An 11,085-nucleotide genomic window follows, 5' to 3' on the forward strand; every position below is an offset into this window, starting at 1 on the left:
CGCGGTGACCCTGCGCACCGACCGCTGGGAGCTCGACGTGCTGCCCGGCACGGGTGCGTCGCTGGGCGCGGGGCGCGTCCGCACCGCCGACGGCGTGTGGCGCGACCTGCTCCGCCCCACGCGCACGTCCGCGGCCGGCGACCCCGAGAAGTGCGCGAGCTTCCCGATGGTGCCGTGGTCCAACCGGATCCGCGGCGGCGTGCTGCCCTTCGCGGGGCGGCGCTGGCAGCTGCAGCGCAACGCGGCCGACGGCACCGCGATCCACGGCGCCGTGCGGTACGCGCACTGGGACGTCGTCGAGCGCACGGCCACGGCCGTGACGCTCGCGACGGAGACGTCGTGCCAGGTGGGCGTCAACTTCCCCTGGCGGTTCGGCGCGACGATCCGGTACGCGCTCGAGGGTGACGACCTGGTCGTGACGACCTCGGTGCGCAACACCGACGTCGAGCCGTTCCCCGCGGGGTTCGGCCACCACCCGTACCTCAGCCGTGCGCTGCTGCCCGTCGGCGCGCCCGTGCGCGAGTACCCGCCGACCGCCGGGCCCGTGCTGCACGTGCCCGCGTCGGCCGGCTACCGGCTCACCGGCGCGCTTCCCGACGGCCCCGCGGGGGCCGTGCCGCCGCGCGCCGACTTCCGGGTCCCGCGCGCGCTGGGCACCGCGTTCGTCGACGACGTGCTCACCGACCTCGAGCCCGGTGCACCCGTGACGGTCGAGTACCCCGACGAGGGCGTGCGCGTCGACCTGACCATGGACCCCGTGTACCGGCACCTCGTGCTGTACGCGCCGCGGCGGCGCTGCTACTTCGCGGTCGAGCCCGCCACGAACGTCAACGACGGGTTCACGCTGCACGAGCGGGGCGTGCCCGGCACCGGCGTGTTCGTGCTCGCCCCCGGCGAGGAGCGCACGGGCACGTTCCGGCTGGCCGTCACGGTCTGAGCCGGGCCCGTCGGCGTCTCGACGCCCGGGACGCGCCGCCCACGAGACCGGGCTCGCGTCGCTCACGCGGCTCGTGAGCGCTCCCGACCCGGTCTCGTGCGCGCCGCTGCCCACCCACCGGGACGCGAGGGTGCCTCGACGGTCGGCCGGGCGGAGGCGGCGCAGGCCGAGCCGTCAGCGGACGCCGTGCGCTCGACGGACGGCAGGCGTCGGGTCGGGCCCCGCAGCGGACGCCGTGCGCTCGACGGACGGCAGGCGTGGGGTCGGGCCCCGCAGCCCGGTGACCGGTCGCGTCAGTGCGCGTGCGCGTGGCCGTGGCCGCCGCCGCGGCCCGGCGGTGAGCCGACCGCGGCGATCGCCGCGACCACCGTCGTCAGCGGGATCGCGAGCACCAGGCCCGTCGCGCCCGCGAGCGTGCGGACGATCTCCTCGGCGAACGCGCCGCCCGTCAGCGTGACCAGCAGCGGCTGGTCGTACAGCTCGAGCAGCAGCAGGAGCGGCAGCGACGCGCCCGCGTACGCGAACGCGATCGTGTAGACCGTCGACGCGATGTGGTCGCGCCCGATGCGCATGCCGCGCGCCGTGAGCGTCCGCCACGACGCGGACGGGTCGGCCGCGCGCAGCTCCCACACCGCGGCGGCCTGCGTGATCGTCACGTCGTTGAGCACGCCGATGCCCGCGAGCACGACCCCCGAGAGGAACACGCCGCGCAGCACGTGCACGCCGTCGGCGCCCAGAGCCCGGGCCAGCGCGAACGTGTCCTCCGACGTCACGGGCTGCAGGTGCGCGACGTGCGCCCCGAGCACGCCGAGGCCCGTGACCATCGCCAGGCCCAGCAGCGTGCCGACCAGCGCCGTCGTCGTCCGCAGCGACACGCCGTGCGCGAGGTACAGCACCACCACGACGATCGCGGTCGACCCGGCGAGCGCGACCGTCAGCCCGTCCTGCCCGGCCACGAGCGCGGGCAGCATGTAGACGCCGAGCACCGCGAACGCGATCCCCAGCCCGAGCAGCGCCCGCAGCCCGCGCAGCCCCGCGACGAGCGTCGTGACCAGCGCGAACGCGAGCGCGAACGCGCCGAGCGGGAGCGTGCGGTCGACGTCGTGCCACGCCCACACCTCGGCCTCCCCGGCGGTCGCGGGGTAGTGCTCGAGCGTCACACGGGTGCCCGCGGGCAGGTCGGCCGCCTCGGTGCCGGAGGTCGCGAACACGTCGACCTCGCGGCCCGCCGACGTCCGCGCCGTGACCTGCAGGCACTGGACGCTCTGCGGCACGGTGCCGTCCGGGAGCACGTCCTCGACGGTGCCGTCGCACGACTGCATCCGCGTGTCCACGACCTGCGCGCCGACGTACCGCACCCCCGCGTCCGAGAGGGTCGTGCGGGGGCCGTCGCCCGACGGCCAGGTGAGCGCGATGCCCAGCAGCGCGGCGAGCGCGCAGACCACGACGACGGCCGTCAGCAGCACGCGCGTCACCGTGCCGCGTGGGTGCGGGGCGTCCAGGTCGGCGCCGCGGCGCGCACGCCGCCGGCCGGGGGGCGCGGGCGCAGCGTGCCCGGGGGACTCGGCGAGGTGGGGGACGATCCCCGCGGCCGCGGGTCCGGTCGCCAGGGGGCCGGCCGCCGCAGGTCCCGTCGCCGCGGGGTCGTGCGGGGCGGGTCCGGTTGCCGCGGGATGGTGCGGGGCGGGTCCGGTCGCCGCGGGGTCGTGCGCGGCGGGCGCGGGCTCGGTCGGGCGGGGCGCGGGCTCGGTCGGGCTCACGGGGCGATTCTTCCCTCCGGCGGGCGGGTCGTGCCGCGGCACGGGTCCGCGCGTCGCACCGGGCCGGTGCGGCGTCGCGTCGACCTCGGTCCCGGCCTCGCCGGGCGTGCGTCCCGGACCGCGGGCGCGCGACCGCCCCCTCGCCGTGCGGCGCGCGACCGCCCCCTCGCCGTGCGGCGAGGGGGCGGTGCCGGTGTCGGTGCTCAGTGGTCGTGGTCGGCGTGCTCGTCGTCGTGCGCGTGCTCGTCGTGCGTCGCGTCGTCGGCGTGGTCGCGGTGCTCCGGGGCCTCGCCGGTCGCGAGCGCGACCTCGTCGGGCACGACGTCGAGCGTGACGGAGCGGTAGACCTCGCCCGTCTCGACGTCGACCGCGAGGACGCGCCGCGTGGCCGGGTCGGTCACGTACGCGGTGCCCGCGTGGACCTTCACGGCGGGGCGCGGGGTCTGCCACTCGGTGGGCTCCTCCCACGCGTCCACCACGGGCGTCGAGCGCACGAGCGCACCCGTCTCGGGGTCGATCACGTGCAGCGCGCCGTCGGTGCCCAGCACGATCGCCTCGCCGTCGTCGCCGCGCGCGAGCGAGCGGAACGTGTACGACGCGGGCAGGTCGACGAGCCGCAGGGTCGCGGTGCGGGTGTCGACCAGCGACACGCGCGTCGGGCGCTCGAGCTCGGCGTCCTGGTCGGTCTTGTAGTCGCCCAGCACGACCGGCGACTCCTCCGAGCCGGCCTGGTTGCCGATGCGGCCGTACGCGTCGGGGCTCGGGACCTTGGTGAACGCGCCGTCCTTGAACAGCACGACCCCGTCCTGGCAGCCGATCGCGACGACGTCGCCCTGCGCGACGGACTCGCCGTGCACGCCCGGGCACGTGTCGATCGCGGCGATCTCGTCGCCGTCGGCGTCGAGCGCACGGACGCCGGTGCGGGCGTCCTCGGTGCCCTCGGAGACGACGAGCGTGCCGTCGTGCAGCTCGACCGCGACGCCGTGGTGCGCGTGCGGGGTCGTGTACGTGCGGGCGTCGTCCGACGGCCCGTCGGCGACCGCGGTGGAGTCGACGACCGTGACCTCGCCCGTGCCGTCGGCGAACAGCGCGGTGCGGCCGTCGTGGACCACCGCGTGGCCCGGGTGGTCGGCGGGGAACGTCACGTCGGTGAGCTGCGGCTCGCTCGTGTAGTAGTGCGCGTGGTCGCCGTGCGCCTGGCCCCACGTGCCGGCGTCGAGCACCTGGAAGCCCGCGGCGGTCGAGACGAGGACGTGGCGGTGGTCGCCCGCGGGGTTGACGCGCAGGTAGCCCTCGGCGGGCAGGTCGGCGAGGACCTCGAGCGACGCGCCGTCGAGCACGAGGACGCCGCCGTCGTACGTGACGGCGAGGCGCGGGAGGGCGGCCGCGCGCTCGACGGCGGGCGCCGTCGTGGTGTCGGCGGTGGGGGTGGGCGTCGCGGCGTCGGCGGCGTCGGACGTGCCGGAGCACGCGGCGAGGAGCGTCGCGGTGAGCGCGAGCGCGAGCGCCGGGGCGGCGCGGCGGGTGCGGGGGTGCGGGGCAGTGGTCATGGCGTGGTGGGGCGGCAGGGCGCGCCCGGTCCTCTCCGGTCGGTCGGTGGGGTGCCGAGAACCTAACAGAGAGTGAGAGCCGGTATCAATAAGAACGGGGCCCAGGCGTCACCGCAGGTCGAGCGCCATCCGGTGCCCCCAGTCGAACGACGCGTCGCGCCGGAAGCCCAGGTGCTCGTAGAACGTCACCGCGCGCGTGTTCTGCGCCGCCACGCCCAGGTGGACGCCCGGCACGCCCCGCGCGCGCAGCGCGTCCGCCAGCGTCTCGATGAGCCGCCGCCCCCAGCCCTGCCCCTGCAGGCGGGGCAGCAGGTCGACGTGCAGGTGCGCGGGCGCGTCCGCCGGCACCTCCGACGGCTCCGGGTGGTGGATCCGCGCGAGCAGCGCGTGGTCCTCGGTGCCGTCCCGCGGGTCCGGCACCTGCGGGTGCTGCGCGCGCAGCACGGGCCACCACGCCCGCTCGCACCACGCCTCGAACGCCGCCGTGCCCGCCGTCGCGACGACGTACCCCGCGACGCCCTGCGCGTCGACCACCACGAAGCTCAGGCCCGGGTCCGCCGTCGGGTACGGGCCGCAGTACACGTGCCCCAGCAGGTCCGGCGAGCGGTACAGCGACGTCGCGTCACCGCCCGCCGCGCCCGTCAGCAGGCACACGCGGTACATGCCGGGCAGGTCGCTGGGGTGGAAGGGGCGCAGCGTCGCGGTCACGCGCCCGACCCTGCCACCGCGCGTGCGGGGCGACCAGCCCTGCACCACCCCGGGCGACGTGCGGCGTCACCGGTGGGCCCGTGTTGAAGAGTGGGGCCCCGCAGCGGGTAGGATCGACGCCGCAGCGCCCTCGGCGGCGCCGCGCGGGTGTAGTTCAATGGTAGAACATCAGCTTCCCAAGCTGATAGCGCGGGTTCGATTCCCGTCACCCGCTCCGCTCGAGAGGCCAGGTCAGGGCACGTGCCCGCCTGGCCTTCGTCGTCCCCGGCGCCGTCGTCGTCTCCCGCGTCGTCACGGACGCCGGGCGTGCCCGGTGCGCCCGGCGCGTCCGGTTCGCGACGTCGGCCGCGCGCCCCCGGATCGTTCCGGATGTCGAGTGGATCGCGTCCGCATGGCGGACGTCGTGTAAACACCTCGTTGCGCGCGCTCGGCCCGCGGGTCACCCGGGCGGCGCACCACCGGGTCGCCCCGTCGGACGCATCGACGCGCATCGCCGCAGGTCAGCGGCGGCTTCGCCGTTCTGGACGCACCCTTCCGCGGCCCATGAGCCCGGTGCTACCTTGACGCCGGCCCACGGGGGAGCCGCACCACCAGGCACCTCGCGTCTCCCGCACCGCACCACGGGTCGTGGTCACGGCGCCCTGCGCGTCGTGCCGGTGCGCGGGGCCGTGCACCGGAACCGGACCGCGTCCCGCACCGACCCCTGGAGCCTCGCGTGACCCCTCCCCTCTCGTCCCGCGCCACCGCCCCTCGCCGTCGCGTGCAGGCCGCGGCCCTCGCCGCGCTCGCGGCCCTCACGCTCGTCGCCGCGGGCTGCTCGACCCCCGCCAGCGCGGAGGGCTCCGAGGAGACGCCGCTCGCCGACTACGAGGGCGGGCAGCGCACGTTCGGGCAGGCGTACGAGTACGGCAACGGGCTCTTCGTGCAGATCAAGGCGCCGGTCGAGTTCGAGCCGACCGAGCAGACAGTGGGTCTGGGCGGCGAGGGCGTGCCGATCAAGATCCGGGTGTCGATCACCAACGGGTCGCGCACCGACTACAAGCCGCACACGTTGAGCGCCACCGCCGTCTCGGGCGGCGTCGAGGCGACGCCGCTCACGGACGCGACCGCGCAGATCGAGGTCACGGGCCCGAGCGTGGAGGTCCGGCCCGCGGGTGTCGTCGCGTTCGACCTCGCGTTCCTCGTCGCGGACCCGAGCGACGTCACGCTCACGGTCATCCCCGCGATCGGCGGCTACCAGCCGGTCGTCTACTCGACGCCCTGACCGCTCACGCCGAGGTCCGGTCGCCCAGCCACGGCGCGAGCACGTCGGGGCGACCCAGCCACGGCGCGTACCCGCGGCGCACCTCCGCGTCGCTGAGGACGAGCTCGGCGAACGCCTCGCGCAGCGCGGGCGCCTCGTCGCCCGTGCCCGTGACCACCAGGCGCGTGTCGGGCGTGCGGCGGCCCCACGGCCCGGCCGCCCCGATGCTGAGCTGACCGCCCGCGCCGTCCCACACGCACAGCGTGTCGGGGCGGCTCGGCACGTGGAACCGCCCGCGGGCGCGCACCGGCGGCGAGCCGAGGCGGCGCACGTCGTGCAGCAGACGCTCGGGGTGGAACGGGTGCGCCGACCGCAGGTCGAGCGTCCACACGCCGTGCTCCGTGGGTGCGCCGGCGACGGGCGCCACGTGCGCGGGGTCGAGCCGGCGCTCCCCGGCCGCGGTGCGGTGCTCGTGCGCGACGAGGTCGGCGACGCTCGCGCCGTGCCGGCCGTCGACGCGGCGGCTGTCGTGCGCGCGCACGTGGTCCAGCAGGTCGGACGCGACCGGGCGGTCGTCGCGCGCGCCGGTCACGAGGACGACGTCGGCGTGCGCCACCTGCGCCGCCAGCGCCTCGCCGACCGCGCGCCGGTCGTCGGCGGTGAGCGCGAGGCCGCGCTCGTCGAGCAGGTCGTCGCCCAGCAGGTCGTGGTGGAACCCGGCCAGGTCGACGGTCGTCACGGTGTCGCCGAGCCGCAGGCCGGTCAGCGGCTCGCCCGGGCGCATGGCCCAGCCGAGCGCGCGGACCACGGGCAGGGACTCGGCGCTCACGGGCAGCGCGAGCACGACGGCGTCCCAGCGCGGGTCGTCGGCGAGGCGGCGCAGCGTGGGCACGGCGTCCTCGCGGACGGCGCACGACAGGCACGCGTGCTCGAGCGGCACGACCTCGTCCTCGACGACGCCGTCGGCGGACGCGACGACGCGGCGGATCGCGCCGCCGTCCTCGTCGTCGTGGATGTCGTGGCGGACCGCGACGGTGCGCGGGGAGTCGATCAGCAGGCCGAGCAGCGTCGCGTCGCGCTCGACGGGGTCGACGGAGGACAGGACGACGACGGGGGTGCGGGTCACGGGCGCTCCTGGTTGATGCGAATCGTTCTCGACAGTTGACGAGAACCATAATCAATAACTACCGTCGTCCGCCATGAGCAACCACTGCCAGGTCCTGGGGAAGGTGCCGACCTTCGGGCGCACCGTGTCCCACTCGGGACGCCGCACCTCGCGGCGGTTCGTGCCGAACGTCCAGCGCCGCCGCTACTGGGTGCCGTCGCTCGGGCGGCACGTGCGGCTGCGCGTCTCGACGGACGGCATCAAGACCATCGACCGCCGCGGCATCGACGTCGTCGTCGCCGCGATCCTCGCGCGCGGGGAGAAGGTCTGATGGCCGGCAAGCGCGCCGACCTGCGGCCCGTCATCAAGCTCCGCTCCACCGGCGGCACCGGGTTCACCTACGTCACCCGCAAGAACCGCCGCAACACCCCCGACCGCCTCGTGCTGCGCAAGTTCGACCCCGTGCTGCGCCGGCACGTCGACTTCCGCGAGGAGCGCTGACATGGCCAAGAAGTCCAAGATCGCCCGCGACGCCCAGCGCCGCGAGGTCGTCGCCCGGTACGCCGCACGCCGCACCGAGCTGCGCGCCGCGTCCGTGAACCCCCACCTCACCGAGGACGAGCGCCGCGCCGCCCGCGCCGCGCTGCACGCCCAGCCGCGCGACGCGAGCCCCGTGCGGCTGCGCAACCGCGACCTCGCCGACGGCCGCCCGCGCGGCCACCTGCGCACGTTCGGGCTGTCCCGCGTGCGGTTCCGTCAGACGGCGCTGCGCGGCGAGCTGCCCGGCGTCACCAAGTCCAGCTGGTGAGGAGCCACCCGTGAAGCAGGGCATCCACCCCGACTACCACCCCGTCGTCTTCCGTGACGCGTCCGCCGGGTACGCGTTCCTCACGCGCTCGACCGCGACGTCCACCACCACGGTCGAGTGGGAGGACGGGCGCACCTACCCCGTGATCGACGTCGAGATCTCGAGCGCCAGCCACCCGTTCTGGACCGGCAGCGCACGCGTCATGGACACCGCGGGCCGCGTCGAGAAGTTCCACCGCCGCTACGGCACGCCCGGCGGCACCACGCCGAAGGAGCAGGACCGATGAAGGTGCGCGCGTCGCTCGCGTCGCTCAAGAAGAAGGACGGGTCGATCGTCGTGCGCCGCCGCGGCAGGACCTACGTCATCAACAAGAAGAACCCGCGCTGGAAGGGGCGGCAGGGCTGATGGCCGTCCCCAAGCGCAGGACCTCGCGCTCGCGCACGCGGACCCGCCGCGCGCAGTGGGTCGCGACGCCGACGCCCCTGACCCGCGTGCGCGTCGACGGACGCGACGTCGTCGTGCCGTCGCGCCTCGTGCCCGCGCTGCGCCGCGGGCTCCTCGACCCGGGGACGCTGCCGCCGGCACCGTGAGGACCGCGCCCGGCACGCGGCGGCCCCGAGGCGGGGCGGAGAGGCCGAGCCCTCGCCGCCCCGCCTCGTCGTCGCTCCCGCCCCGGGCCAACGGCGCGACCCGGCACCGTCAGGCCACGCGTGCCGCGTCGGGCGCGACGCGGAGCGCGGGCTCGGACGCCGAGGGCGCGGACAGCCGGACGAACGTCGCCGCGAGCGCCGTCGTCACCGGGATCGCGAGCACCAGCCCGATCGAGCCGACCAACGTGCGGACGACCTCCTCGGCGATCTCGCCGCTGGTCAGCAGGCCCAGCAGGTCGCGGTCGGACAGGCTCACGAGCAGCACGAGCGGCAGCGCCGCGCCGACGTACGCGAAGACGATCGTGTAGACGGTCGACGCGATGTGGTCGCGCCCGATCCGCATGCCCTGGCCGAACAGCGACCGCCACGGGCGCCCCGGGCTCGCGGCGTGCAGCTCCCACACGGCGGACGCCTGCGTGATCGTGACGTCGTTCAGCACGCCCAGCCCGGCCAGCACCATGCCGCACACCAGCACGGCGCGCAGCCGCACCTCGGGCGCGACGGACATCAGGTCCAGCGCGTACTCGCCCGACAGGCCGGTCAGGTGCGCCGCGCCGCCCGCCCACGCCGCGATGCCCGCGGTCGCGACGAGCCCGACGAGCGTCCCGGCGAGCGCGGTCGACGTGCGCACCGACACCCCGTGCGCGAGGTAGAGCACCGCGAACATGATCGCGACGCTCGTCACGAGGGCCACGGGCACCGCGGGGCGGCCCTGCAGCAGCGCGGGCAGCGTGAACGCCGCGACGACGGCGAGCCCCACGGCCATGCCCGCCAGTGCCGCGAGCCCCCGCCAGCGCGCCACCAGCACGACGAGCAGCGCGAACACCGCCGCCAGCAGCGCCATGGGCGGCCCGCGCACGAAGTCGACGAACACGTGCTGCGTCGTCATCGCCTCGGGGTCGGCGGTCGGGTCGAACGCGATCGCCGCGACCGCCATGCGCGCGACCCGCACCGTGTCGCCGACCGCGAGCTCGGGCACGTACTCGGGCGGCACGTGCATGCCGACCTCGGTGCCGTCGGACAACCGGATCGTCGCCTGGTCGTCGGTGCCGGGGCCGCCGGTGCCGTGGTCGCCGGTGGCAGAGCGTCCCGTGCCGACGTCGCCCGTGCCGCCGTCCCCTTCACCGAGGTCGCCGGCACCGAGGTCGCCGGTCGCGGCGCCGTCGACCGTGCCGTCGTGCACCGCGACGACCTCGCCGCGCACGTACGTAACGCCGGGCCCGTCGGTCGCGAACTGCGGCGGTGCCGCGTCCGGGTCGGGCCACAGCCACCACGCGCCGAGGCCGGTGACCACGACGACCGGCAGCAGGACCGCGGCGAGCAGCACGCGCGCCCGCCGCGCCGACGCTGCTGGCAGCACCGTCGCCCCGTGCCCGTGCCCGTTGCCAGCGTGCTCGTGCTCGTGCGCGCGCCCGTGCTCGTGCCCGGGTCCGTCGTCGCCTGCGGGCCGAGCGTCGGGCGGGTGACCGGCGTCCGGTCCCGTGCCCGTGCCGTGCCGGGCGTCCGCCTCAGCTCCGCGCTGGGCGAGCGCGTCCGTACGGCGCCCGGCGACGTCGTCCGTGCCGCGTCCGCCGGCCGGACCGTCGGAGGCGGGCACGTGGGCCGTCGCCGGTGCTCGCTCGGCGGGTGTCCTGTCCGTCACCGCACCACCCTGACCGCGCCGCGCACCCGAGCGCGGCACGCCACGCCGACGACCCCGAGCCGCGCCCTCTCACCGACCCCTCGCGGCCCCTCTCGCCGACCCCGACCGACGAGCCCCGGCCGCGGAGCTGTCGCCACCGCGCCCGGTCAGCACCGTGTCCGGCCGTGCCCCCGCGCCGCGAGCGCGGTACTCGTTCGTCGAGTGCGCCGGGAACGAGTGCCGCGTTCGGTGCGCGAGTGCCGCGCTCGCGGTGCCCCGCTGCTCGCGGATGGTCCGGCACGGCCACGGACCCGCGGCGCCGTCGATCCAGCGGGGTCGTCGGCTTCTCTCCTCGGCGAGCGCGGTAGTCGTTCGTCGAGTGCGCCGGGAACGAGTGCCGCGCTCGGTGCGCGAGTGCCGCACTCGGCGAGTGACGACCCTGCACGAGGCGCGACGATCGCCTCGGTGGACGGCGGGCGCACTCGCCGTGTGGCTGGGCCTGACCCGGCAGCCACCTGCCTCCGGTCTCGTCCTGCCTGGCGAGCGCGGTAGTTGTTCGCCGAGTGCGCCGGGAACGAGTGCCGCGCTCGGTGCGCGAGTGCCGCGTTCGCAGACGAGTGCCGTGCTCGGTGCGCGCGCACTGACGGCCGGCCGGCCGGCCAGCCCGCCCCCGCGCGCCGGCCGCCCACCCGCGCGCCGGCCG

General features: G+C 76.5%; 13 protein-coding genes and 1 tRNA gene. 9 read left to right on the forward strand and 5 right to left on the reverse strand.

Going from position 1 to position 11,085, the window contains the following annotated elements; translation table 11 throughout:
- On the forward strand, positions 1–937 hold a 937-nt coding region (locus CS2_RS16025), incomplete at its 5' end, for an aldose epimerase family protein (protein ID WP_070320733.1).
- Positions 938–1,230: 293 nt separating this feature from the next.
- Here the strand turns inward: CS2_RS16025 and CS2_RS16030 are convergent.
- The 3 genes from CS2_RS16030 to CS2_RS16040 form a co-directional block, all read right to left on the reverse strand.
- Positions 1,231–2,403: a YibE/F family protein gene (locus CS2_RS16030; RefSeq protein ID WP_233421225.1), complete on the reverse strand. Its 1,173-nt coding sequence runs from the start codon at positions 2,401–2,403 to the stop codon at positions 1,231–1,233.
- Between the two features lie 497 nt (positions 2,404–2,900).
- Positions 2,901–4,247: a zinc metallochaperone AztD gene (gene aztD, locus CS2_RS16035; protein ID WP_070320734.1), complete on the reverse strand. Its 1,347-nt coding sequence runs from the start codon at positions 4,245–4,247 to the stop codon at positions 2,901–2,903.
- 108 nt (positions 4,248–4,355) lie between these two features.
- Positions 4,356–4,955 carry a GNAT family N-acetyltransferase gene (locus tag CS2_RS16040; RefSeq protein ID WP_217997397.1) on the reverse strand — a complete coding sequence of 200 codons (600 nt, stop codon included), beginning with the start codon at positions 4,953–4,955 and terminating at the stop codon, positions 4,356–4,358.
- Between the two features lie 143 nt (positions 4,956–5,098).
- Here CS2_RS16040 and CS2_RS16045 point away from each other — a divergent pair.
- A tRNA-Gly gene (locus tag CS2_RS16045) sits at positions 5,099–5,169 on the forward strand.
- A 501-nt stretch (positions 5,170–5,670) separates the two neighbouring features.
- Positions 5,671–6,219, forward strand: coding sequence for a hypothetical protein (locus tag CS2_RS16050; RefSeq protein WP_156442173.1), 549 nt, complete (start codon positions 5,671–5,673; stop codon positions 6,217–6,219).
- Between the two features lie 4 nt (positions 6,220–6,223).
- On the opposite strand, the gene CS2_RS16055 is transcribed toward CS2_RS16050, so the two are convergent.
- Positions 6,224–7,324, reverse strand: coding sequence for a CobW family GTP-binding protein (locus CS2_RS16055; RefSeq protein WP_070320736.1), 1,101 nt, complete (start codon positions 7,322–7,324; stop codon positions 6,224–6,226).
- Positions 7,325–7,397: 73 nt separating this feature from the next.
- Here CS2_RS16055 and rpmB point away from each other — a divergent pair, with 73 nt between their 5' ends.
- The 6 genes from rpmB to rpmF are packed head-to-tail and all read left to right on the forward strand — an operon-like array spanning position 7,398 to position 8,701.
- Positions 7,398–7,634, forward strand: a complete 237-nt coding sequence (rpmB, locus tag CS2_RS16060; RefSeq protein WP_070320737.1) for a 50S ribosomal protein L28 — start codon at positions 7,398–7,400, stop codon at positions 7,632–7,634.
- Positions 7,634–7,804: a 50S ribosomal protein L33 gene (rpmG, locus tag CS2_RS16065; protein ID WP_070320738.1), complete on the forward strand. Its 171-nt coding sequence runs from the start codon at positions 7,634–7,636 to the stop codon at positions 7,802–7,804. Before rpmB ends, rpmG begins: the two co-directional genes overlap by 1 nt.
- A 1-nt stretch (position 7,805) precedes the next feature.
- Entirely contained in the window at positions 7,806–8,111 is a 306-nt protein-coding gene (gene rpsN, locus CS2_RS16070) for a 30S ribosomal protein S14 (protein ID WP_070320739.1), read from the forward strand.
- 10 nt (positions 8,112–8,121) lie between these two features.
- Positions 8,122–8,397, forward strand: a complete 276-nt coding sequence (locus CS2_RS16075; protein WP_062101235.1) for a type B 50S ribosomal protein L31 — start codon at positions 8,122–8,124, stop codon at positions 8,395–8,397.
- On the forward strand, positions 8,394–8,516 hold the full coding sequence (ykgO, locus tag CS2_RS16080) for a type B 50S ribosomal protein L36 (protein WP_046529805.1): 123 nt from the start codon (positions 8,394–8,396) through the stop codon (positions 8,514–8,516). Before CS2_RS16075 ends, ykgO begins: the two co-directional genes overlap by 4 nt.
- Positions 8,516–8,701 (forward strand): 50S ribosomal protein L32, encoded by a 186-nt coding sequence (rpmF, locus tag CS2_RS16085; protein WP_070320740.1) that lies wholly within the window; start codon positions 8,516–8,518, stop codon positions 8,699–8,701. The genes ykgO and rpmF overlap by 1 nt, the downstream gene beginning before the upstream one ends.
- A 109-nt stretch (positions 8,702–8,810) precedes the next feature.
- Here the strand turns inward: rpmF and CS2_RS16090 are convergent, their stop codons facing one another.
- Positions 8,811–10,121: a YibE/F family protein gene (locus CS2_RS16090; RefSeq protein ID WP_070320743.1), complete on the reverse strand. Its 1,311-nt coding sequence runs from the start codon at positions 10,119–10,121 to the stop codon at positions 8,811–8,813.
- Positions 10,122–11,085 lie beyond the last annotated feature (964 nt).

Source organism: Cellulomonas iranensis NBRC 101100 = JCM 18110 (assembly GCF_001552375.1).
GTDB classification, from domain to species: Bacteria; Actinomycetota; Actinomycetes; order Actinomycetales; family Cellulomonadaceae; genus Cellulomonas; species Cellulomonas iranensis.